Raw genomic sequence first — 21,924 nt, 5'->3', positions numbered from 1 at the left:
AAGAGGAGTGAGAAATAATCATGGCGAAAAGCAAAATAATTGTTGTTGGCGGCGGTCTAGCTGGTCTGATGGCAACGATTAAAGCAGCTGAAGTTGGTACTGAAGTTGATTTATTCTCATTAGTTCCTGTAAAACGCTCACACTCTGTATGTGCGCAGGGCGGAATTAATGGTGCGGTAAATACAAAAGGTGAAGGGGATTCTCCTTGGATCCACTTTGATGATACAGTTTATGGTGGGGACTTCTTAGCGAACCAACCACCTGTTAAGGGTATGTGTGATGCAGCCCCTGGTATTATTCACTTAATGGACCGTATGGGTGTAATGTTCAACCGTACACCAGAAGGTCTTCTTGACTTCCGTCGTTTCGGTGGTACTTTAATGCACCGTACAGCCTTCTCTGGTGCAACAACTGGTCAGCAATTACTATACGCACTAGACGAGCAAGTTCGCTCTCACGAAGTAGCTGGTTTAGTGAACAAATATGAGCACTGGGAATTCCTTGGTGCAGTAGTCGATCCTGACGGCGTTTGTCGTGGTATCGTAGCGCAAGATATGCGTACAGAAGAAATCAAATCATTCCGTGCAGACGCTGTTATTATGGCGACTGGTGGCCCTGGTATTATCTTCGGTAAAACAACAAACTCTGTTATTAATACAGGTTCTGCTGCTTCTATCGTTTACCAACAAGGTGCTTCATACGCGAATGGTGAGTTCATCCAAATTCACCCAACAGCGATTCCTGGAGATGACAAAAACCGTCTAATGTCAGAGTCAGCTCGTGGTGAAGGTGGCCGTATTTGGACTTATAAAGACGGTAAACCTTGGTACTTCCTGGAAGAAAAATATCCTGCATATGGTAACTTAGTACCACGTGATATTGCAACACGTGAAATTTTCGACGTTTGTGTAAACCAAAAACTTGGTATCAACGGCGAAAACATGGTATACCTAGATCTTTCTCATAAAGATCCACATGAATTAGATGTAAAACTAGGTGGTATTATTGAAATCTACGAAAAATTCGTAGGTGATGATCCACGTAAATTACCAATGAAAATTTTCCCAGCAGTTCACTACTCAATGGGTGGATTATGGGTTGACTACAACCAAATGACTGAAATTCCTGGTCTATTTGCAGCAGGTGAATGTGATTATTCTCAACATGGTGCAAACCGTCTTGGTGCGAACTCATTATTATCTGCTATCTATGGCGGTATGGTTGCTGGACCAAACGCAGTAGATTATGTTAAACATCTTAAAAAGCATGCTGAAGATATTCCACAAGAAGTATTCGATGCTCGCGTTAAAGAAGAACAAGCTAAGTGGGATGCTGTCATGAAAATGGACGGCACAGAAAACGCTTACTTGCTTCATAAAGAGCTTGGTGAAATGATGACAGCTACTATGACAGTAGTACGTTACAATGACCAACTTCAAGATACATTGAATAAACTTGATGAATTCCAAAAACGTTGGGAAAACATTAACATCAACGATACACAAAAGTGGAGTAACCAAGGTGCTCACTTTACGCGTCAGTTAAAAAATATGATTTACCTTGCGAAAGTAATGACAAAAGGTGCATTATTACGTAATGAATCTCGTGGTGCACATTATAAGCCAGACTTCCCGAACCGTGATGATGAGAACTTCTTAAAAACAACAATGGCGAAGTTTGATCCAACTACTGGTAACCCAATCATTACTTACCAAGAAGTCGACGTTTCATTAATTCCACCACGTAAACGTGATTACTCTGCGAAAGGAGACTAAGAATTATGAATATCGCAGCTAATACTGGAAGAATGGTAAAAGTTGAAATTTTACGTCAAGATACAAAAGGTGGCAATGGCTACTGGCAGAAATTCGAAGTTCCTTATCGCCATGGTATGAACGTCATTTCTGTATTAATGGAAATTCAAAAGAATCCAGTTTTGTCAAATGGTGAAAAAACAACACCAGTTGCATGGGATATGAACTGTCTTGAAGAAGTTTGTGGTGCATGTTCAATGGTTATCAATGGCCGCCCACGTCAATCTTGTTCAACTCTTGTTGACCAATTGACTGAGCCAATTAAACTTGAGCCTATGAAAACTTTCCCAGTTATTCGTGACTTACAAGTTGACCGTGAACGCATGTTCAATGCACTTAAAAAAGTTAAAGCATGGGTTCCAATTGATGGTACTTATGATTTAGGTGAAGGTCCACGTATGCCAGAAGGTAAACGTCAATGGGCTTATGAATTATCTAAATGTATGACTTGTGGTGTATGTATGGAAGCGTGTCCAAACGTGTCTGAAAAAGCTTCATTCATCGGACCAGCACCATTATCACAAGTACGTCTATTCAACACTCACCCAACTGGTGCAATGATTAAAGACGAACGTTTAAATGCAATCATGGGTGATGGAGGCCTTGCAAACTGCGGTAACTCACAAAACTGTGTAGCTGCTTGTCCAAAAGGTATTCCTTTAACAACATCTATCGCATCATTAAACCGTGCAACTACAGTGCAAATGTTCCGTAACTTCTTCGGTTCTGACCACTACGTTGACTAATAGTACAAGCTTTACTCCCAAACTCCCTTACACTAAATGTGTAAGGGAGTTTTTTTCTATGAAAAATATTAAATAATTTTGTAGAATAAAACTCGTAAATGCTTGATTGATCCTACTCACCATTAAAGTTTCGTACTATAGGGAGTTCAGATAGGGGCATTTTCAAGAAAGAGTAATAAACTAAATATGATGTCTTCATTACAGCATAAAAAGATCGAATTACGCAAAAATAGGATAGGTATCATTGGGGTGTACAGAAAATGAGTTTTACCGAGTAAAAATATGAATTTTCTATGATAATATAGTGTTTTCCTTTATAATGAATGTATATTCATTTATGACTTGCGAATTCCATTTGTTGTTTTGGAAGAAGCGAATAAAAATTAGGGGGATGGCTAAGATGAAAGCAAATTATATCGGAGATTTTCAGGAATGGACAAAGGATTTTGCATTTTTTATTGAGGTTCGTGTACGTTTTTCAGAAACGGATATGTACGGTCATATGAACAATACAGTTAGCTTTACATATTTTGAACAAGCACGAATCGATTATTTCCGTCATTTAGGTGTTCTAATGCCATCAGCAATTGATGAACATGTAGAGGGTATTCCGATTGTAGCCGACTTACAGTGTGATTACGTGAAGCAAGTTTTCTTTGATGATGTGCTAAGAATTTATACGAAGGTAGCGACAGTAGGGAACTCATCATTGGATATTCATTACTTAGCGAAAAACCAGCATGATGAAGTTTGCTTTACGGGTCGTGGTACGGTAGTGCAAATGAACCCTCGAACTGGTAAGAGTGTACCACTATCTGAGGAAGAAAAAACTCACTTAGCAAGCTTGGTGTTCCTATAGTATTGGAAACGGATTACGAAAGTTAATTGTCCATAGACAAAAATAGTGAGAGTTATATTTTTCAACATTGCAAAAAGTTTTCTCGAGGAAATAAGTATAAACAATGATTTCGACGATTGAAATTGCACTTTTACGACTCATTACAAAAAGTTGTGGATGACACCATATATATAAGTTGATTGAAGTAAAGACTGGGCGACTCCTTGAGGATCAGCGGCTCATTAGACGCCCCGTGAAAGCGCCCAGTCGGAACGGAAAACAACCACTTGTTATGGTGATGATCCATTTTTACATAAAATCATAAATCGGTGGAAGTAATTTCCGATTTTTTTTAGGAAACACGAGATATTAATGAAAATAGCCGTCACCGCTCCTCATTCCTTAACATAAGTTACAATACGTGCGGGGGAGGAGGGTGTAACTGAAAATGAATGGCTCTCATCATCGTTCTCTTTTAACGAACCGAGAACGTGAAATATTTGCGCTTTTATTAGCTGAAAAAACAACGAGGGATATTGCAGAGCAACTTGGTATTAGTGAAAAAACAGTGCGAAATCACATTTCCAATACAATTCAAAAGTTAGGTGTAACGAATCGATCTCAGGCGTTAATTGAGCTGTTACGCTTAGAAGAATTTAAATTAGACTAATTGGACACTTGCTATTTCAGAAAAAAAACGACAAAATAGAACTATTCAACGTATTTTTAGGAGTGAAATAGTTATATGTCGGATGAAGTAACAAAGCACTCACCTGAAACCGTTGCAACGGTTGAAAAGGAATTACGCTATATAGCGGCGATTGTGAAGCAAAAAGGAAGAGAGATTGTTTCACAATATGCGATTACGCCGCCACAATTTGTTGCATTACAGTGGTTAGAAGAGCTTGGAGATATAACAATTGGCGACCTGTCAAATCGATTATACTTAGCTTTTAGTACAACAACAGATCTAGTGGACCGAATGGAGAAAAATGAATTAGTCAAGCGAATGCGTGACGAAAATGATCGTCGTGTCGTTGTTGTTCATCTTCTCGAGAAGGGCGAACGTATTATTCAAGAGGTTATTGAAAAAAGACAGCAATATTTGCAAGAGAAACTTGTTGGTTTTAATGAACAAGAAGTCGCGCAATTATCAAGCTATTTAGAAAAACTACATGTACACATGAAACAGGATTGAGGCGGAAAGTATGAATGCCCCGATAGGCGTTATTGACTCAGGAGTAGGCGGTTTAACCGTAGCAAAAGAAATAATGAAGCTGTTACCAAACGAAACGATCTATTATATTGGTGATACAGCAAGATGTCCGTATGGTCCAAGAAGTCGTCAGGAAGTACGAAACTTCACTTGGCAAATGGCAAAAGCACTAGAAAAAATGAATATCAAAATGCTCGTCATTGCTTGTAATACAGCGACTGCAGTAGCACTCGAAAGTTTACAAAGAAATATGCCTTTTCCGGTACTAGGCGTTATTAATGCTGGCGCACGTGCAGCTGTAAAGAAAACGAAGCGACATGAAGTCGTTGTGCTTGCAACAGAAGGAACAATTAAAAGCGGGGCGTATGAGGAAGCCTTATTATCACTGAATACGTCGACTCATATTATTCCGCTTGCTTGTCCAACATTCGTACCACTTGTAGAAAGTGGCGAATATAAAGGCGAATTTGCAAATAATTTAATTGCGGAAGGCTTAAAGCCGTTGAAAAATGAACAATTTGATACGGTCATACTAGGATGCACGCACTATCCAATTCTGCAAAAACAAATTGAAGCTGTTGTAGGAGAAGAAGTTTTTGTGCTTTCTTCTGCTGAGGAAACAGCAAAGGATGTTCAAGAAATGCTTGAATATAATGGCACTTTGGCTGATCCAGACGCTGTGCCTGCCCATAAATTTTATGCAACTGGTTCAGTACCGATTTTCCGTTCAATTGCTGAAAGCTGGCTTGAGCAAGGTACTCTCCGTATAAAACGTATGACATTAAAATAAAAAATCAGCTTAGCTAGGGGCTAGGCTGATTTTTGCCGTTTTTAGCATTGTACATAAGGGGACCGAGCACTTTTTTGAAGGTGAAAATTATGTTAAGATGAGTGCGCGAAAGATTTTAGGAGGAACGAAAATTATGACAAGATTTGATGGAAGAAATGTAGATGCGCTGCGTCCTGTGAAAATAGATAGTGAGTATTTATTGCACCCAGAAGGCTCAGTGTTAATTCAAGTAGGCAATACAAAAGTAATTTGCACAGCAACGATTGAGGATAAGGTTCCTGGATTTTTACGTGGACAAGGCAAAGGGTGGATTACTGCAGAATACTCGATGCTACCTCGTGCAACAGCACAGCGTACAGCACGTGAATCATCTCGCGGCAAAGTCAATGGCCGCACAATGGAGATTCAACGATTAATCGGTCGTTCATTACGTGCGGTCGTTGATTTAGAAGCACTTGGTGAGCGTACGGTGTGGATTGACTGTGACGTGATTCAAGCAGATGGAGGGACGCGTACAGCTTCAATTACAGGAGCATTTGTAGCGATGACACAAGCAATTGCTAAGTTTGTAGAAGAAAAACAATTAGCAAAATTCCCAATCACAGACTATTTAGCTGCAACAAGTGTTGGTATTGTAGAGGATCACGGAGCAATTTTAGACTTAAACTACGTTGAAGATGTTGCTGCTGCTGTAGATATGAATATCGTCATGACAGGTGCAGGACGCTTTGTTGAGCTTCAAGGGACAGGTGAAGAAGCAACCTTTTCACGTGAAGAGTTAAATGAACTGCTGGCGTTAGGTGAAGCAGGCATTCAACAATTGATTGCACTTCAAAAAGAGACACTAGGTGAATTGGCTAACAAAGTGGGAGGAAATGAATAACATGAAACAAGTAGTCATTGCAACTAAAAATAAAGGAAAAGCAAAAGATTTCGAAGCGTTATTTGGTCCACTTGGCTATGAAGTAGTAACGATGTTTGATGTTGCCCCAGAGATGGAAATAGAAGAAACAGGCATTACTTTTGAGGAAAATGCAATCTTAAAGGCAGAAGCATTGGCAAAAGAGCTAAACACAATTGTTATTGCTGATGATAGTGGCTTAGCTGTGGATGCATTAAATGGTGAACCTGGTGTTTATTCTGCACGCTATGCGGGTGATCATGATGATGAAGCAAACATGGTTAAGTTGTTAGAAAACCTAAAAAATGTCGAAGATGAAAAGCGTACAGCACGCTTCTGCTGTTGCATCGCTATTGCAGGACCTGATTTTGAAACGACAACAGTTTTTGGTACTTGTGAAGGTATCATTGCACACGAAAAACGTGGTACAAACGGATTTGGTTACGATCCAGTCTTCTTTGTCCCAAGCTTAAACCGTATGATGGCAGAGCTAACAGCCGATGAAAAAGGAGCAATTTCCCACCGTGGGAATGCTATTCGTAAGTTGAAGGAACAATTACCTAATCTTATAAAATAAGAGGTGATATCCATGCAAATACTGGTCATGAGTGATACACATGGTGATAGTAATGTGATTGAAAAAGTGCGTAGCTTTTACCCAAATGCTGATGCTTTCATTCATTGTGGAGATAGTGAGCTTCCTTTCTCTCATAAAGCATTGGATGGCATGAAGAAAGTACGCGGAAATTGTGACATCGATCAAGCCTTCCCTAATGAGGAAGTATTCGGTTTAGAGGACGTCACAGTCTTTGTAGCACATGGACATTTATTCAATGTTAAAACTTCAATCTTATCGTTATCATATCGTGCCAAAGAGGTAGATGCACAAATTGCGTGCTTTGGTCACTCTCATATTCTTGGGGCGGAAATGATTGATGATGTGTTATTTTTAAATCCTGGGAGCTTATTAAAACCACGTGGTCGTAAAGAAAAAAGCTTTGCTCTTGTAGAGGTTGAAGCTACGTATTTTGAAGTAAAGTTCTTTACGGATGATAATAGCTGTATTTCCAGCCACAAGTTTATGCGAAAATGATGTAACAAAAACGCTTAAGTTTTAGAAACTCTAAGCGTTTTTTGTTTTATCTCGGCCCGATTGGTAAGACAAAATGGTAAAAATGGCTATGAATTGTTTATGACGAAGTAGAAAAAATAAAGATAAACGTAACGAAGGAGAAAACATGGAAAATACAATAGGATGGAATTTTGATAATAGCTATACTCGCCTACCAAGCATTTTTTATTCATTAATTAATTTAAATCCAGTTCGTTCACCAAAGTTAATAATGGTAAATGAATCAGTTGCCAATTCACTTGGATTAAACGTCGATGCTTTGCAAAGCGAGGAAGCAGTAGCGGTTTTTGTAGGTAACAACAATCCAACTGGTGGCATGCCCATTGCACAAGCTTATGCAGGTCATCAATTTGGTCACTTTAATATGCTCGGAGACGGAAGAGCACTGTTATTAGGGGAACAACTAACACCAGCTCATGAACGCTTTGATATCGCATTAAAAGGCTCAGGAAGAACTCCTTATTCCCGTGGCGGAGATGGTAGAGCAGCACTTGGTCCAATGCTACGTGAATATATTATTAGTGAAGCCATGCATGCACTTGGTATTCCAACTACTCGAAGTTTAGCTGTCGTGACTACTGGAGAATCGATCATCCGTGAAACAGAACTTCCAGGTGCAGTTTTAACCCGTATTGCAAGCAGTCATTTGCGAGTAGGAACTTTCCAATATGCAGCGAACTTTGGAACTGAGGATGAGCTAAAAGCTTTGGCGGATTATGCTTTGGAACGTCACTTTCCTAATGCTGATGAAACTAAAAATCGTTATTTAACACTACTACAGGAAGTTATCAAGAAACAAGCATCTCTCATTGCAAAATGGCAGCTAGTTGGTTTTATTCATGGCGTCATGAACACAGATAATATGACCATTAGTGGAGAGACGATTGATTATGGTCCTTGTGCTTTCATGGATACGTATGATCCAGCGACAGTATTTAGCTCTATTGATCGACAGGGACGTTATGCTTACGGGAACCAGCCTAATATCGGTGGATGGAATTTAACACGACTGGCAGAATCATTAATACCGTTAATCCATGAAAATCAGGAAGAGGCTATGCACTTAGCTCAAGAGACTTTAAAGCAATATCCTCAGCTGTATTATGCAAACTGGCTAACAGGTATGCGGGCAAAGCTTGGGATATTTAACGAAGAAGATCAGGACGGGGGACTCATTGAAGAGCTTCTAAAGTTAATGCAGCAACATCATGCTGACTATACGAATACATTTATCGCATTAACCTTCGATAAATTTGATGACTCACCGTTATTTAATACAAATGAATTTAAAGAATGGCATAAAAATTGGCTCGCAAGGATAGAAAGACAGCAAGAAACAAAAGACATGTCTCAACAATTAATGCGCGATCATAATCCAGCAGTTATTCCACGAAATCACCGTGTAGAAGAAGCATTAGAGGCTGCTGTTGAGCAGGGTGACTATAGCGTTATGGAGCGATTATTGGATGCGCTTGCTCAACCTTTTGCACATTGTGTGGAGCAGCAGGAATATGCGACATTACCAACGCCATCTAACCAACCATATCGAACGTTTTGTGGCACATAAGTTGAAAAACGAGGGAATAGAGCCATATTAAATAAAGTATGGCTCTTGGCAAAAAAGAGGGGTTGATTTCCGTTCCGACTGAGCGCTTTGTAGCTGCCGCTTTGCTTTCGCTACAGAAAACATTTGTTGCTGACGCTTCACTTTCGCACAGAGCAAAGCTTCCTGGGGGCGTCCGATGAGCCGCTTGGGCCAACACGATGTTGGTCACGAAGGCGTTATCACAGGATGTGATGCTCTTAGCCTTCGTTCCTCTATTTGCTGGCTCCAGGGTCTCGGGCCAACATGATGTTGGTCACGAAGGCGTTATTACAGGACGTGATGGTTTTAGCCTTCGTTCCTCAATTTGCTAATCCCCAAGGAGTCGCCCAGTCTCCACTCCAATCAACCAACTCACATAGTATGTATCTTATGTATGAAAGCGAGTGGCCTGGAACGGAATCATCCTTATTTAAATAGCAACAACATTCACCAAAATTACCTTGACCCATTTTGTTTTTTTATTTTGAAAAAATGTCACTACATAAATTCCTGAGCATACGCTATGTTATGAATAGTAGTGAAGGGAATGTGTAAAGTGCATAAGTATTCAAAAGGTTGGTTTGTGAAGCAACTTCGAGATCATGGTATTTTGGTGCATCCACAATATAAAAGTCATTTAGGCAGTTATAAAGAATCCGAACTGCGCAACTTATATTACCGATATGTTGAAACAGAAACATTAGATTCAGAACAAAAATAATCATTTTCGTTTGAATAACTCCTTTGTAGGAAAGAATCTAACTACAGAAAGGAGTTATTTTATGTGGAGTAAACCGTGGATTTTAACGCAAATATGGCAAGATGTGTTGTTTCTACATTGGCCAGTATCACCTAAGGATTTAGAACAGTACATTCCGCAAGAGTTGCAGCTGGATCTCTATGAAAATAACGCTTGGCTTAGTGCTGTCCTTTTTAAAGTAAAAGGACAACGACTGAGATTTCTACCACCATTCCCAGGAGTAGGTACTCATTTGCAGCTTAATGTGCGGACATATGTTACATATAACGGCATGAAGGGTATCTATTTCTTTAACTTAGATGTTACGAATCGTTTTATTGTACAAATAGCTACAAAGGGCAGTTTATCATATCGCCATTCAAAAATAGCTTTAAAACAAATAGGGAACAATTTCTCTTTTACAAGTTTATATCAAGGTGCACTCGATGAAAGGTTGGAAATTTCATATCAACCGATTGCCAGTGAAACAAGTAGTTCTACCTTTGATAAATGGTTAGTAGAACGTTATCATTCTTGGTCAAAGTGGAAGAATTCCCTATTTCGCATAGATATAGATCATATGCCATGGCAGCTACAACGAGTCCATATCAACATTGAGAGCAACACACTAGCTCCATTTGTGAGGGAATCTGTCCAAGGCATTCAACCGATTGCTCATTATTCGAAGAGTAAGCAAGCTAGAATTTATTCACCAAAAATAGAAACCGGATTCAAAAATGCTTAGTGAATCTGGTTTGCTTTTGTTTGTTGATTAGTAGTAGTTTGACTTATTCTTCATACATCATTTTCTTTGTCATCCCACCATCAACAGTTAGATTAATGCCTGTGACGAAATTATTTGTGGGGCTAGTTAAATATAAGCAAGCCTGTGCAATGTCTTCAGGTACGCCTACACGCCCCGATAAATGCTGCTCGTGATCAATCATACGGAGCTGTTTATAATCACCTGTTTCAATCCAACCAGGTGAAATACAATTAACCGTAATATGATCTGGACCTAAAGAACGCGCTAAAGCATGTGTAAATGCAACGATACCGCCTTTTGTTGCTGCATAGGCTTCGGTGTGGGGCTCAGACATCTCAGCACGTGTAGAGGCTATAGAAACGATTGAGCCACCATTGTTATTAGCTCGCATAACTTTTGCAGCCTCTCTCGAACACAAAAAGACACTCGTCAGATTAGTTTGAATCATAACATTCCATTCATTTAATGTTACGTCATAAAAAGATTTATGTTGAAATTTCCCCGCATTATTAATTAAAATATGAATAGTACTAAAATGATCAACCGCTTTTTGCATTAAAGAAACGATGTCCTGTTCTTTCGTAACATCAGTTTGAGCAAAAAGAACAGAATAACCTTGCTCAAGTAAATCTTTTTCTAATTGCTGACCTAACACTTTATTTACATCAGCAATTACAACATTGGCACCATTTCGTGCATACGCAAGCGCAATGCCTTTGCCAATCCCTTGTGCACCGCCAGTTACGACGACTACCAAATCTTTAAACATAATAGCTTCCTCCAGTTTTTTTGCTTTTTATTATTTTAGGAAAAGTAGAGATGAGGAGGGCATAATGGGGTACAAGAAATCATATAATATTAATATGAGGCAAACCTTGCCTTCATAGTAAAATTAATGTTGACATTATGATATAAAGCACATATAATAAATATTGTCCTTGATATGGACTACATAAAAAAATAACATCATGTCTCAGTAGCTCAGCAGGATAGAGCAACGGCCTTCTAAGCCGTCGGTCGGGGGTTCGAATCCCTCCTGGGACGTCATTATTGCGGTATAAACCGCGTCAAATCAACCTTCTAGCGTAGTTTTATAGCGGTCAATGAAGCGGTCTAACTGCGGAAATTGAAACGCCTTCTAACTAAACGTTAGGAGGTTTTTTGCGTTGTCTAAAAAAAGAAACGGCTTAAATGTAGGTACGGATTTAAACGGAATATTCAGCGTGGAGGATAGCAAGAACCCGATCGTTGTTAATCCGAAGTCAGCGCTATCTATCGAAAAAGCGTTAGAGATTATCGTAAAACAGATGCGAGCGAGCGGATTGCGTGAGCGTACAATTCACGATTATGAAACGTACGTAAATGATTTTGTTCGTAAGACAGACGTTGAATACTTGCTTGCTATAGATGCCGATGCCATATACGAATGGTTAGGGCAAATGAAAGAAAAGGATACGACAAAGCGCGTTCGTTTGAAGTGTTTCTGCGCTTTTCTCGGAAAGTGTTTTAACAATGGTTGGCTTAACGATATGTTTTGGCGAAATATCAACATTCGCGTAGACGAGCCTATTAAAGTTGGTGCAACGGAAGATGATGTATTTAACGTTCTACGTCAACTTGACCTATCTAATTTTATCGAGTTGAGGGATGCAGCTGCGATATTAACGATGTATCAAACAGGAATCCCACTTGCGACATTATCAGCATTGGAAGAACGCCATGTGGATTTAGAGAATCGTTTACTCCATATTGATGGCGCACTCTTAAAGAATCGGAAAGTTATACTATTGCCGTTTGATATGCGGTTGCAGAAAATATTCGAAGTTTTGTTCGATCAGAACATGATTATACGTGAAGAAAAGGGATTAGAGAATAAGTTCGTATTTCTAACGCATCAAGGTAAAGGCATCGTTAATGACGAGTCGCCTAAGTCTAATGCGATTGCTAAACGATTGAATTACTATAAGCGAAAATATGGTATCGAAAATATTAATCCGCACGCATTACGCAGAGGGTTTGCGAAAGATATTTATAAACGTAGTAACGGAGATTTAGCGTTAGTTTCTAAGGCGTTAGGTCATAGTGACTTTGCTGTAACTGCGCGTTATTTACATCTTGATCCGGAAGAAGTAGCGGACAAGCTACGTGAATTTAGATAAAAGAAAAAGCCTAGCGCTCCAACGCTAGACCTTAACTTAATACGATTAACACTAATATGCCGGCCAGCATAAGTGTTTCACCCATAACTGAATATGAGCGATTATATGCCTTCATTTTACTCGGAAAAAACGTAAAATGCAAAGGTCTGCTTTCCTATTGTCAAAAATAGGTTCGTTCCGTCTTGGTAGCCCACTAACAGACGTTAAAGATACTGGAAAGGTTCGTCGTACCGTTGCACAAAAGCGACTAGCACTCATTATAGGGTGTTCCTTGTTTCGCTTTGAGTGTGAATGGTGTTAGCGACCAATTAAACGGCTAGGAGTGGAAGGTCTGAGTGGCTACGGTCACGCAGGATACATCACATAACGCATTTTATGACAAATCATAATCCAGTGTAACTATCGGGGGCAGAAGTAGATTAGTAGATGTATCGATTCGAAAGGATCACGATTAAACAAGGGCATACAATACGGATACCTTAATTGAGGATTCATGGAATCGGCTGTCTATGTTAGTTGATTCTTTTTTGAGTCTCTAACGTAGGCAACCGAAATCTGCGCCAAGCCGTTTTCCTTATCTCGGCTTCATGATTGAGAATCTACGAAAATATGTCAAGTGTGAATTACAAAATATTCATTTGAAATAATATATAAATTTGTATAATAAATGTAAGGGGGGTGATTAATATGTTTTTGGGATATAAATCAGTAGAAGAATATAAAAAAGAACATGTAGAAAAAGTAACAATCGATGAAATAGTTGAACTAAAACAAGTAAACAAAAAAGCAAGGCGTTGTAAAAATTGCAGTACGTTAGTAAAATTTGATTCAGAAGGTAATAAAGCTTGGTTCTATATTGTTGATCCTCATATGGATGCAATGGAATTTATGGAGTACCATGCAATGGAATTTTGTACAAAAGATTGTGTAGTTGAGTATTTTACGTCTGAATTTAACAAACCATTTGATATATTCTTGGAAGAATTTAATGAGAAACTAGATAAGCATCACGCGGAAATGATTCAATTAATAGAAAGCTCACTATAATAAAGAAAGCGCCTAGCTATGATGCTAGAGCGCTTTTTCTTCGTCTACTATTTCAATGAGATCGCTAATTTCACAATTTAAAGCTTTACAAACCTTCTCTAATGTATCGAACTTTATTCCATCAGTTTCCTCGTTATACAAACGTGAAAGACCATTTCTATGTAAACCAGTTTCTTTCGCTAATTCAGAAATCTTCATTCTTTTCTCACCTAATAAACGAGATAAATGTACTTTAATCATATGTAGTCACAATCCTTTTTAATTTCATATTACACTGTAGTGTATATAACTTCAATTTAATGTTGATAATGCACACTGTAGTGTATATTATATTAACTACAAAGCACGCTACAGTGTGCAAAAATGACACTACGGAAGGCGGAATGTAAAGTGTTTACGACGTTAAACGAAGGCAAATGGTTAACAGACAACGAAGTTTGGTCAGTGGAGTATCAAATTGTGGCGTTTGAAAAAGAAGGTGTACTCTCAACGTCTTATCAAGTGTTTGTGAAGCGACGTAACTGTCGGTGGGATTATACAGTCCCTACGACACCGGTTCCGTTATACGTACAAGAAATGATCGACGACACTATTCGTAAGTGCAAGCGTTTAATAGCAAAGTATACGAAAAAAGTAGCTGATCAAGCTACGGAGGTTGTTATCGCAGATAGTAGTGATTACTTAAATAATTACGAGGCTGTATCTACAGAGAACGGCGCATGGAGAACGATTGTAATGCGTTTATCAAATACAGCACTTAAAACAATTCCAATTTTCGATCATATGCATGTAGTTTGTTCAGACTTTTATCGTGCCTTGATAGTTGATGGTCAGGAGTTGGTGATTGGGGGTATTCCAGCATGAAACAAGGAGTTGCGCGTAAACCGTCGTCACAGTCGTTTGAGCGTGAATATAAGAAGGCGTACATTAAGTTGCTAACGAAAGCAGCCGTAGATACAGCGAAGCAGGTAGACGCATACTTTTTCGGTGAAGAAGGCGAAGACGGTGAACTTAGAGTATGGTATTACGGTACAACAGCGTTTTCTATCGCAATAGCTTTGTTTATATGTGTAACGATTAATATATGAAAAGTTAAACGCTCAACTAGCGCCAACTAGTAGAGTCATATATAACGCTGATCCTGCGCCAACAGGACCGGCAAATATTCGCTAGAGCTTGCGCCAACAAGTATCTAGTAACATAATCGTAGCGCCAACATTGACCAAAAAAACTAGAGACGTTTGCATTCGTCTCTAGTCATTTTTTAATATTAATTTTCGTGATTTTACATCATAAATTTCATAACCAATTTCAAGCTTATGGTCTTTTGTAACGGCAATCTTACAATAGTAAGGAATTGACTTACCGTAAGCATCCAGTTCAGGGATTTCGTTAAAGTAATATTGTTCATCAGTATCTATCATATTAAAAGTTGCTGATGCACGGCGTCCGGCTGAATTAACCTCGATCGTACAATCTCCACTAATAACGTCATAATCTTTTTGAATAATAGATTTTAGACTTGGTGTGGTCACCACTAAAAATAAAACACCTATTAAAAAAACAAAAAGAGCCTTAAATCCTTCAAAAGATATCAATTCTTTGTCTTGATACAAAATAATTAATAATATACCGTGCAAGAGAGTAAGTAACAATCCTACTAAGAGTACTGTATAATACAAATTCTTCACTTCCTATGTATAACTGTTTGAATATTTCCTTGTAGCAAATTTAAAGTTTGCACAACATATTTTATCGTTTTATTCTTATCAAGGTAAACAGGATTATTATTCCATTAAATATTATTAAAGAGGTCCGAAAACGGGGTGTTGTTCGGGTACAGATAGTAGAGGAGTTTAGCGCCTTCATTTCGCCTTTATAGCCGTGGCTAAAAACGGTTTTAAATCATAAGTTGGTGTAATTATCATCAAAAGCGCTTCGACGCTAAATCAAATGGAATTATAAGGAGGATTGAACGGAATGAATATCGCAGCGGACATTGTAAATATTCAACGGAAGATACTCGAGCAGACTGGACGTAAAACTGACGCATATTACAGCGAAGGTCAAGGCGCTCTTTACGTATTCATGGGAGACGCCTTAACGGTGCAGAACGTTATTTATGCAGTGTCCGAAATGGAATTAATGATGAACGCAATTTAATTAGGAGGAATAAATTTTTCCTAAAAGTTGTCCCGAAATAGGACGTTTTAGTGTGCAATATATAGTAGATGAAAGTTTGCGAAATCATGTCCGAAATGTTAATCGAGTGCGGGTATATGTAATAGAAGGAAAAAAGTTTAAAAAAATGCAAAAAAGCACTTTACATTCCGCAAGTGCTGACGATATGATAAAAGTTGGTGCGTCTGTTTTTGTGTAGACTAAACCTATATTATCATATTTCATTTTATAATGTCATTATACAGGAGGTTGAACAACAATGCAAGCGAAAAACGAAAAATTTATCGTAATCCATTCTCGCCAAGTAGCACAGAAAATCATCGATGCTGGACAAGCCTTAATCAAAATGGAGCCAAGTCGACATAGGCAGGGCAAACTCGTCTTTATATTTGAAAGATCACATCTTATCGATGAAATTCTCGCCCGAAGTTCACGACGACCTCAACCGCAACACTTATCCGAAATAAAAAGTGCTTATTGACCGTCATAAACCGCACCATATCAACGTTTATGAGGTGTCGTCCTTAAAGAGAGGTATATAAAAAGTGCTTATCATCGATGACAGTTTGCTGGCAGCGATAGGCGAATGAAATGAGCCGTAGAGTTCTTTACGAAGCATTCGCTAACGCTCATACTTCTATTTTTGCTAATCGCAAAAATGATATCTGTTGATAAACACTTATAACGATATAAAAGTGGAACAGCTGTCGTTCATGAACATTACACAAATGGTATGTATATATCTTTTGAAGTTGTTGTTTATTAACTGTGACACAACACTGTAATCTGTTTTTGCTACAGAAAATGCAAACAATCTTCTTTATAGAGCTACATAAGTTCTAAAAAAATCGTATTTTGAACAAAATGCCCAGGTACTCAATTAATTTTGAGTCCTGGGTTTTTGTGTTTCCGTTAAAATGTCTTAAATCGATCGTTTATAAGCATTTATTGTCGAAGTATATTGGAATAATTTAGGGTTTACTAGACCCTCTCGCAAATCAATCATCCCTAATTGTCCCATTCTATTCAATAAAGGAACTAACCAACTACCACTTGGGGCACCTTGTAACACTTTAATTTGATCAGATGATAACTTTGAAACTTTACTAGCATCAATAGGTTCTTTTGCATTTTCTATTGTTTCTTGAAAAGCTTTCAAATCAGTTTTATACATATTCTCGCCAACTTGTTCAGTAAAACCTTTATATCCGTAAGCTCCTTGAAGGATAGTTAACCTTATACTCAAATCTTCCATAGAAACCATTTTTAAAATACACCTCTCTTCAATGGATTCTTGAATTATAAATGTGGAATATTTATAGTTCTTTCAATGGTGTTCCAAGGGTAATTTTGTGAAGTAGAATTAAACTTATATAATGCAGAAGTTCCACTTGAGATTTTTAAGTCTGAATTAAAAGTTACTGTATGATAAAACGCATCTATAATTCTGTCATTATTTGTATCTATATTAGCTACATTAATTTTATAATCACGATTTTGATAAGTAATACGCTCATCATCTAACCATTGATTGTCATTTCCATAACCAACTTCCATAACTGCTACAGAAACAGTGCCTGAAACTGCATGAGAAGTTTGCTGCAAGCCAATATTCTCAGTACGTTCATTGATTGTTCCAACTTGAGATACTACTTTGTCAATATAAAGAGCTGTTAATGGTGCTGCTGGACCTCTTAGAACTGGACTATTTTTTAATTCTTCTTTAACTTTAGCAGCCTCATCTGAAGTTACCTGTGTAATAGTCCAATCAGGGTGTTCTGTTTTTAGCTTTTCAATTAATGGATCTGCTTCAATCGTATCTTTTTCTATTTCTGAAGCTTCAGCTGTATTTAGTCCCAACAACCCACTTGTTAAAATTCCAACAGCTAGTAAATATTTTTTCATATGTACATCTCCTTTTTGATTTTTTTGTGTTACAAGGATATTATCGGTTCAAATGTAAATATGTTAATAAATTTCCTTAATTTGTATTAATTAATAAATTTAACATTTCACTGTTCTATTAAATGGTAGTATTTAAGTTGGAAAACATGAAACTATATTTGATGAAACACAGGTTGTAGAATTACTTTTAAATCATGTGAAATATAAATCAAATGATTTCTATATCGAAAGAAAAAAGCCACTCATTTGAGTGACTAATTTTTCAAAGCTTGATGCTCAAAGTAATTATTAACTACATTCGGAACATTATCAGTTAAGAAATTATCCCATTTAATTTTATTTAAAGTAGTTTTGTCGATGTCGAATGACATTACTAATACATCTTTTTCATTTCCGTAAGTATCAACAAGTGGGTAATACCAATGCACGATAATTTTTTCGAAATTATTCATTTTACTAAGTGGCTCAAGAATTTTTTTCGAATCCATCCACATGCCTTTTTTAGTCATATTTACTGAAAAGTTTTCGTTGGCATTTAATTCAATAATAAATCCTTTGCCGTTATCTTCATTAGTAACAGCATAGCTCTTGACAGTATCCTTCTTTTGATTATTCTTTTTACCAAGTTTATCTGTTATGATTTTTTTTGCTTTATCGGCAAGATCGTCATTGTTATTAGCATTTTTCTTTTCTTCTTTTGATTTAGCTTTATCTTCTTTTTTAGCTTGTTCAGCCTCTTTCTCTTTCGCTTTAGCTGATTCTTCCTGAGCACTATCAGTATCTTCAGCTTTATCTACGCCACAAGCAGAAAGTAATAATACAGACATGGCTCCTATGTAGAATAATTTTTTCATTTGTAATTCCTCCCTCTATATTACCATTCTAGGTAATTTTGAGTAAAAAGTACATATAAAAAACAGACAACCTTATTTAGTTATCTGTTTTAAATCTTCGTACCGTCTTCCATTACAAAATGCGCCTCAAACTTCATATCCAACAATTCAGCGATCTTTCGTAGTTCTTCTTCATTAAAATTATTTCGTTTTAACTTCTTCGATAAGTTGGGTTGAGATACTTCAAGCTTTTCAGCAAGTTGCGTCAATGTCATGCCTCTTTTAATAAGTGCAATACGAATTTTTTCACCCATTTCATTCATTGCTTTCCCTCCTATCAGTTATACTCATGCCTCTAATTATATATGAATCAATCCATATTTGAAATAAATATATCCAAAAAGTTATGAAAAATACTCGCTATTATAACCTATTGGATATATATTTAATTCAATAAGGAAAAAATATAACTAATTAATTATGAAGGGGATTTGAACAATTATTTCAAACTCGAGCAAGAACGTTCTAACTATTTATTAGAGCAAACACTCGTATTATCTACCGTAAAAGGTTACTTGAAAGGAACTATCAAGTACGGCGAATCCAGTGAAGTTGTCGAGTTTGCAACTAAACTATTGGGTATCGTAAACGAAGGATTAGCAGCTGTAGAAGAAAGTTTAAATAATTGGTACAAGGACCAAGAGAGTGAGGTGAAAACGGTGGCATTTGAATATCTAGCACAATACGCAACATTCGACACAATAGCAGATATGGATAAGAGTGTGGAGGACCACATGACTTTACATTACTATGACCCAACAGAATCAGAATGAGCTATCGTTTTCAAGTTAACTTCTCATTCATTAGAGTATCCAGGAGTTTGTCACTTAAAAGCGAATACCATCGCTGCATCAATGGAGATCAACACAAAGACAGTTTACCGAGCTATTTCAAAATTTATTATGTTTGTGTTTTAATATAGTATTTTTGTGTTATTTATAGTATTATTTTAAGTATTTGGTTGGGAAAGAATGGTGGTTTTATCCTACTTAAATTGTAACCTGGTAGAAAAAAGAAGCGAATTTTACGCGGAATATGCTGCACCTATAAAAATTGAAACGATAAACGGATATATAAGTAACTTTACAAAGTTTTTATTTTTGGTAATTGGAGTAGTTATCGTAATCGGTAAATTGAAGTTTTTTTTAAACGATTAAGTTGGGAGTATTTTAAAAGTTTGAAAAAAACCTAGTAATGGGTTACTTACAGAGCTATGAAAAAAGGGATTTGGATAAATACTACATATCATACAAAAAATATTAAGTATTTAAGAAAGGGCTCAGCCCTAAATTTAAATGAATGTACTATATTATTACAAAACGAAGAGTTTCTAAATCAAAATAAAGAAATGATATATAATTTAAAATCAACTAGAAGAGAAATGGAATCTATAAAAGACGAGATTAGAAGATTATAACTAATATTCTCGAGGGAAATGAGCATTATTTCAGAAGATTTAGGGTGGATTTTTGATCATGCAGTTTACCCAATAGGAGTTTCTTTCAGCGCAAACTAGATAGTTCTCCTTCTATTTAACTGAAATATTCACCTTATTAAAAGTGGCCCTTTACCGTAATTCTTTAATAGAATGTTGTTTTATCGTGTTAAATAGGAGAGATAAAATGATGAACATTAATAAATATTGGATTTTTGCTGGTAGTGTTATATTTGTGATTACTTGTATAGGAATTGCATTTGTATTTTCCAGTGATTCAAAAGAAAATATAAAAGAAGAAGCACCAACTAAGGAGAAAACCACAATAGAAAAAGAAGCAATTGTGGAACCAACTGTAGAAGAAATAAAAACTTTACTAGCTGTGATTACAAAATCTATTTTTGAAATATCTGGGGAAATGGATGCAAAGTATGATGTCGCTAGGATTGGTATGAACGAAGAAATTTATAAGGAGATGACCCCAACTCTACGTCAATATGTTACAAAACAGTTTGTTGAAGGTAAATTAAAAACGACTATATACGGACTATGTTACGGATGTGAAAATACATTCCTACCGGGCGCACCACTATATACTAAAATTGAAGTAAAAACAAAAGGGATCAATCATATACAGGTAATAGCAGATATTGATGATGTTATATCCGACTTCGTACGAGAAGACATTAGCGAATTAATGTACGAAGATGGTGCATGGAAGTTACATGATTATATACGTGGAAATAAGATAGTAGAAAAATCAGTAGAAGAAAAGACAGTCCCAGAAGAAGTACAAGCTATTGAAACCACTAATCCATACAAGCAAAAATTAATTAATGTTGAGAACCTAGTAGCAACATATACAAAGGGTAATTCAGGAGTCACATCGGATATTTTAGAAGAGTTAAATCAAAAATATATTGCGTGGGATAATTTGTTAAATGAGCTTTATGGGGATATTAAAATGAGCATCCCGACTGAAGAATTTAATGAACTCCGCTTGGTTCAACGGAAATGGATTAAAGAGAGAGATTTAGCAGTAGAAGAGGCAGGTCTAGAAAATGAAGGTGGGGCGATGGAAAGTATAGATAAAGCAAGTAAGCTTGTAGAATACACGAGAGCTCGTTCCTATGAGTTTGTGAAGCTTTATTTGTCAAAAAATGAAGAGCGAACATCTACCAAGCAAGCACCAATAGTTACAACCAACTTTGATAAGTACGTAGGAGAATGGAAGAGTAATAGTAATGTTGTAGAAAATGGTGGTATGTCTTTAAATTTTAGTATAAAAGATAATCAGTATATTGTTAATGTTTTTGAATACACTCAGAAAAGCCGTCAAATTGATGACTATTCCGTAACTGTATCATTGAACAATCAGGGATATGCAGAATTTTCATTTCATGACGGTTATGCAGATGCCCCTGGTAGCGGAACGATACAATTAAAAGATAATAAAATTATGCTAACGCGTACTGTTAACGGTGAGGGTCTTACATCGTTTGATGGAACACGAGAATATACCTTAACGCGCTAATTAAATTTCATATTATCAAATTAAATAATCTACTCTATAAAAAAATAGTGAAAAGATTTGTTCTCTTATTTTAGTGCGCCAGCATGGAGTAATCTAAAGGCTTTCCCATAAATTATGGGGAAGCTCTTTTATAGATTGTTTAGAAAACTCGAGTGAAAACATTATAAAGCATCCAGAGTGGAACCTAAAGCAATCTCGAGGAAAGGATTGCTGCCATGAACGTAGCTGTACAACATTTAGAAG

The 21,924-nt window shown here is 37.0% G+C and carries 27 protein-coding genes and 1 tRNA gene; 21 read left to right on the top strand and 7 right to left on the bottom strand.

Translation table 11 applies throughout. The features are described from left to right. Window positions 1–20: 20 nt before the first annotated feature. The 12 genes from sdhA to ABH966_RS02815 all read left to right on the top strand — a co-directional run bounded on the left by sdhA (window position 21) and on the right by ABH966_RS02815 (window position 10,506). Complete coding sequence (gene sdhA / locus ABH966_RS02870) at window positions 21–1,775, top strand: succinate dehydrogenase flavoprotein subunit (RefSeq protein ID WP_370075558.1); 1,755 nt, start codon at window positions 21–23, stop codon at window positions 1,773–1,775. A gap of 5 nt (window positions 1,776–1,780) precedes the next feature. Beyond that, complete coding sequence (gene sdhB, locus ABH966_RS02865; RefSeq protein ID WP_370075556.1) at window positions 1,781–2,560, top strand: succinate dehydrogenase iron-sulfur subunit; 780 nt, start codon at window positions 1,781–1,783, stop codon at window positions 2,558–2,560. 400 nt (window positions 2,561–2,960) lie between these two features. Beyond that, window positions 2,961–3,419 carry an acyl-CoA thioesterase gene (locus ABH966_RS02860; protein WP_370075554.1) on the top strand — a complete coding sequence of 153 codons (459 nt, stop codon included), beginning with the start codon at window positions 2,961–2,963 and terminating at the stop codon, window positions 3,417–3,419. 427 nt (window positions 3,420–3,846) lie between these two features. Further along, the gene (locus ABH966_RS02855) at window positions 3,847–4,068 is read left to right on the top strand and encodes a helix-turn-helix domain-containing protein (RefSeq protein WP_004226437.1); all 222 of its coding nucleotides are present in this window, start codon (window positions 3,847–3,849) and stop codon (window positions 4,066–4,068) included. Window positions 4,069–4,143: 75 nt separating this feature from the next. After that, window positions 4,144–4,596, top strand: coding sequence for a MarR family winged helix-turn-helix transcriptional regulator (locus ABH966_RS02850; RefSeq protein WP_323653188.1), 453 nt, complete (start codon window positions 4,144–4,146; stop codon window positions 4,594–4,596). Between the two features lie 10 nt (window positions 4,597–4,606). Beyond that, entirely contained in the window at window positions 4,607–5,404 is a 798-nt protein-coding gene (gene racE / locus ABH966_RS02845) for a glutamate racemase (RefSeq protein ID WP_370075552.1), read from the top strand. Between the two features lie 133 nt (window positions 5,405–5,537). Further along, window positions 5,538–6,287 carry a ribonuclease PH gene (rph, locus tag ABH966_RS02840; protein ID WP_370075550.1) on the top strand — a complete coding sequence of 250 codons (750 nt, stop codon included), beginning with the start codon at window positions 5,538–5,540 and terminating at the stop codon, window positions 6,285–6,287. 1 nt (window position 6,288) lies between these two features. Next, complete coding sequence (locus tag ABH966_RS02835; RefSeq protein ID WP_370075548.1) at window positions 6,289–6,882, top strand: XTP/dITP diphosphatase; 594 nt, start codon at window positions 6,289–6,291, stop codon at window positions 6,880–6,882. Window positions 6,883–6,894: 12 nt separating this feature from the next. Further along, window positions 6,895–7,398: a metallophosphoesterase gene (locus ABH966_RS02830; RefSeq protein ID WP_370075546.1), complete on the top strand. Its 504-nt coding sequence runs from the start codon at window positions 6,895–6,897 to the stop codon at window positions 7,396–7,398. Window positions 7,399–7,543: 145 nt separating this feature from the next. After that, complete coding sequence (locus ABH966_RS02825; RefSeq protein ID WP_370075544.1) at window positions 7,544–9,004, top strand: protein adenylyltransferase SelO; 1,461 nt, start codon at window positions 7,544–7,546, stop codon at window positions 9,002–9,004. 565 nt (window positions 9,005–9,569) lie between these two features. After that, window positions 9,570–9,743: a DUF2639 domain-containing protein gene (locus ABH966_RS02820; RefSeq protein WP_370075542.1), complete on the top strand. Its 174-nt coding sequence runs from the start codon at window positions 9,570–9,572 to the stop codon at window positions 9,741–9,743. Window positions 9,744–9,804: 61 nt separating this feature from the next. Then, on the top strand, window positions 9,805–10,506 hold the full coding sequence (locus tag ABH966_RS02815; RefSeq protein WP_370075540.1) for a YqjF family protein: 702 nt from the start codon (window positions 9,805–9,807) through the stop codon (window positions 10,504–10,506). A 43-nt stretch (window positions 10,507–10,549) separates the two neighbouring features. Here ABH966_RS02815 and ABH966_RS02810 read toward each other — a convergent pair whose 3' ends face one another. Next, entirely contained in the window at window positions 10,550–11,296 is a 747-nt protein-coding gene (locus tag ABH966_RS02810; RefSeq protein WP_370075538.1) for a glucose 1-dehydrogenase, read from the bottom strand. Between the two features lie 201 nt (window positions 11,297–11,497). Here ABH966_RS02810 and ABH966_RS02805 point away from each other — a divergent pair. The 3 genes from ABH966_RS02805 (at window position 11,498) to ABH966_RS02795 (ending at window position 13,733) form a co-directional block, all read left to right on the top strand. Continuing rightward, window positions 11,498–11,571: transfer RNA gene (locus ABH966_RS02805), tRNA-Arg, on the top strand. Window positions 11,572–11,693: 122 nt separating this feature from the next. Continuing rightward, window positions 11,694–12,686 carry a tyrosine-type recombinase/integrase gene (locus ABH966_RS02800; RefSeq protein WP_370075536.1) on the top strand — a complete coding sequence of 331 codons (993 nt, stop codon included), beginning with the start codon at window positions 11,694–11,696 and terminating at the stop codon, window positions 12,684–12,686. 687 nt (window positions 12,687–13,373) lie between these two features. Further along, window positions 13,374–13,733, top strand: a complete 360-nt coding sequence (locus tag ABH966_RS02795) for a hypothetical protein (RefSeq protein ID WP_370075534.1) — start codon at window positions 13,374–13,376, stop codon at window positions 13,731–13,733. 24 nt (window positions 13,734–13,757) lie between these two features. Here the strand turns inward: ABH966_RS02795 and ABH966_RS02790 are convergent, their stop codons facing one another. Then, window positions 13,758–13,973 carry a helix-turn-helix domain-containing protein gene (locus ABH966_RS02790; protein ID WP_370075532.1) on the bottom strand — a complete coding sequence of 72 codons (216 nt, stop codon included), beginning with the start codon at window positions 13,971–13,973 and terminating at the stop codon, window positions 13,758–13,760. A 150-nt stretch (window positions 13,974–14,123) separates the two neighbouring features. On the opposite strand from ABH966_RS02790, the gene ABH966_RS02785 reads away from it, so the two are divergent. Both ABH966_RS02785 and ABH966_RS02780 read left to right on the top strand, forming a co-directional pair. Further along, a complete protein-coding gene (locus ABH966_RS02785) occupies window positions 14,124–14,597 on the top strand; it encodes a hypothetical protein (protein ID WP_370075530.1) in 474 nt (157 codons plus the stop codon). Next, window positions 14,594–14,821: a hypothetical protein gene (locus ABH966_RS02780; RefSeq protein WP_370075529.1), complete on the top strand. Its 228-nt coding sequence runs from the start codon at window positions 14,594–14,596 to the stop codon at window positions 14,819–14,821. The genes ABH966_RS02785 and ABH966_RS02780 overlap by 4 nt, the downstream gene beginning before the upstream one ends. A 165-nt stretch (window positions 14,822–14,986) precedes the next feature. Here the strand turns inward: ABH966_RS02780 and ABH966_RS02775 are convergent, their stop codons facing one another. After that, entirely contained in the window at window positions 14,987–15,415 is a 429-nt protein-coding gene (locus ABH966_RS02775) for a hypothetical protein (protein WP_370075527.1), read from the bottom strand. Window positions 15,416–15,713: 298 nt separating this feature from the next. Between ABH966_RS02775 and ABH966_RS02770 the strand changes: the two genes are divergently transcribed. Beyond that, window positions 15,714–15,896: a hypothetical protein gene (locus ABH966_RS02770; RefSeq protein WP_370075525.1), complete on the top strand. Its 183-nt coding sequence runs from the start codon at window positions 15,714–15,716 to the stop codon at window positions 15,894–15,896. 277 nt (window positions 15,897–16,173) lie between these two features. Further along, window positions 16,174–16,395: a hypothetical protein gene (locus tag ABH966_RS02765; RefSeq protein WP_370075523.1), complete on the top strand. Its 222-nt coding sequence runs from the start codon at window positions 16,174–16,176 to the stop codon at window positions 16,393–16,395. A 441-nt stretch (window positions 16,396–16,836) separates the two neighbouring features. On the opposite strand, the gene ABH966_RS02760 is transcribed toward ABH966_RS02765, so the two are convergent. The 4 genes from ABH966_RS02760 to ABH966_RS02745 form a co-directional block, all read right to left on the bottom strand. After that, entirely contained in the window at window positions 16,837–17,178 is a 342-nt protein-coding gene (locus ABH966_RS02760) for a hypothetical protein (protein ID WP_053592712.1), read from the bottom strand. Window positions 17,179–17,213: 35 nt separating this feature from the next. After that, entirely contained in the window at window positions 17,214–17,819 is a 606-nt protein-coding gene (locus ABH966_RS02755) for a DUF4879 domain-containing protein (protein ID WP_370075521.1), read from the bottom strand. 254 nt (window positions 17,820–18,073) lie between these two features. After that, window positions 18,074–18,673 (bottom strand): hypothetical protein, encoded by a 600-nt coding sequence (locus ABH966_RS02750; protein ID WP_370075519.1) that lies wholly within the window; start codon window positions 18,671–18,673, stop codon window positions 18,074–18,076. An 89-nt stretch (window positions 18,674–18,762) separates the two neighbouring features. Beyond that, the gene (locus ABH966_RS02745) at window positions 18,763–18,975 is read right to left on the bottom strand and encodes a helix-turn-helix transcriptional regulator (RefSeq protein WP_024364944.1); all 213 of its coding nucleotides are present in this window, start codon (window positions 18,973–18,975) and stop codon (window positions 18,763–18,765) included. A 168-nt stretch (window positions 18,976–19,143) separates the two neighbouring features. On the opposite strand from ABH966_RS02745, the gene ABH966_RS02740 reads away from it, so the two are divergent. Then, window positions 19,144–19,485 carry a hypothetical protein gene (locus ABH966_RS02740; protein ID WP_370075517.1) on the top strand — a complete coding sequence of 114 codons (342 nt, stop codon included), beginning with the start codon at window positions 19,144–19,146 and terminating at the stop codon, window positions 19,483–19,485. Between the two features lie 852 nt (window positions 19,486–20,337). Continuing rightward, entirely contained in the window at window positions 20,338–21,681 is a 1,344-nt protein-coding gene (locus tag ABH966_RS02735; RefSeq protein WP_370075515.1) for a lysozyme inhibitor LprI family protein, read from the top strand. The last annotated feature ends 243 nt before the right edge of the window (window positions 21,682–21,924 follow it).

Source organism: Lysinibacillus sp. RC46, from assembly GCF_041262385.1.
Classification (GTDB): Bacteria; Bacillota; Bacilli; order Bacillales_A; family Planococcaceae; genus Lysinibacillus.
This window is presented reverse-complemented; position numbering and strand designations above follow the sequence as displayed.

Bases quoted from the DNA above. Each gene is read 5' to 3' on its own strand.
- sdhA (WP_370075558.1), top strand. From the start codon at position 21: ATGGCGAAAAGCAAAATAATTGTTGTTGGCGGCGGTCTAGCTGGTCTG.
- sdhB (WP_370075556.1), top strand. From the start codon at position 1,781: ATGAATATCGCAGCTAATACTGGAAGAATGGTAAAAGTTGAAATTTTA.
- ABH966_RS02860 (WP_370075554.1), top strand. From the start codon at position 2,961: ATGAAAGCAAATTATATCGGAGATTTTCAGGAATGGACAAAGGATTTT.
- ABH966_RS02855 (WP_004226437.1), top strand. From the start codon at position 3,847: ATGAATGGCTCTCATCATCGTTCTCTTTTAACGAACCGAGAACGTGAA.
- ABH966_RS02850 (WP_323653188.1), top strand. From the start codon at position 4,144: ATGTCGGATGAAGTAACAAAGCACTCACCTGAAACCGTTGCAACGGTT.
- racE (WP_370075552.1), top strand. From the start codon at position 4,607: ATGAATGCCCCGATAGGCGTTATTGACTCAGGAGTAGGCGGTTTAACC.
- rph (WP_370075550.1), top strand. From the start codon at position 5,538: ATGACAAGATTTGATGGAAGAAATGTAGATGCGCTGCGTCCTGTGAAA.
- ABH966_RS02835 (WP_370075548.1), top strand. From the start codon at position 6,289: ATGAAACAAGTAGTCATTGCAACTAAAAATAAAGGAAAAGCAAAAGAT.
- ABH966_RS02830 (WP_370075546.1), top strand. From the start codon at position 6,895: ATGCAAATACTGGTCATGAGTGATACACATGGTGATAGTAATGTGATT.
- ABH966_RS02825 (WP_370075544.1), top strand. From the start codon at position 7,544: ATGGAAAATACAATAGGATGGAATTTTGATAATAGCTATACTCGCCTA.
- ABH966_RS02820 (WP_370075542.1), top strand. From the start codon at position 9,570: ATGTGTAAAGTGCATAAGTATTCAAAAGGTTGGTTTGTGAAGCAACTT.
- ABH966_RS02815 (WP_370075540.1), top strand. From the start codon at position 9,805: ATGTGGAGTAAACCGTGGATTTTAACGCAAATATGGCAAGATGTGTTG.
- ABH966_RS02810 (WP_370075538.1), bottom strand. From the start codon at position 11,296: ATGTTTAAAGATTTGGTAGTCGTCGTAACTGGCGGTGCACAAGGGATT.
- ABH966_RS02795 (WP_370075534.1), top strand. From the start codon at position 13,374: ATGTTTTTGGGATATAAATCAGTAGAAGAATATAAAAAAGAACATGTA.
- ABH966_RS02790 (WP_370075532.1), bottom strand. From the start codon at position 13,973: ATGATTAAAGTACATTTATCTCGTTTATTAGGTGAGAAAAGAATGAAG.
- ABH966_RS02780 (WP_370075529.1), top strand. From the start codon at position 14,594: ATGAAACAAGGAGTTGCGCGTAAACCGTCGTCACAGTCGTTTGAGCGT.
- ABH966_RS02770 (WP_370075525.1), top strand. From the start codon at position 15,714: ATGAATATCGCAGCGGACATTGTAAATATTCAACGGAAGATACTCGAG.
- ABH966_RS02765 (WP_370075523.1), top strand. From the start codon at position 16,174: ATGCAAGCGAAAAACGAAAAATTTATCGTAATCCATTCTCGCCAAGTA.
- ABH966_RS02760 (WP_053592712.1), bottom strand. From the start codon at position 17,178: ATGGTTTCTATGGAAGATTTGAGTATAAGGTTAACTATCCTTCAAGGA.
- ABH966_RS02755 (WP_370075521.1), bottom strand. From the start codon at position 17,819: ATGAAAAAATATTTACTAGCTGTTGGAATTTTAACAAGTGGGTTGTTG.
- ABH966_RS02750 (WP_370075519.1), bottom strand. From the start codon at position 18,673: ATGAAAAAATTATTCTACATAGGAGCCATGTCTGTATTATTACTTTCT.
- ABH966_RS02745 (WP_024364944.1), bottom strand. From the start codon at position 18,975: ATGAATGAAATGGGTGAAAAAATTCGTATTGCACTTATTAAAAGAGGC.
- ABH966_RS02735 (WP_370075515.1), top strand. From the start codon at position 20,338: ATGAACATTAATAAATATTGGATTTTTGCTGGTAGTGTTATATTTGTG.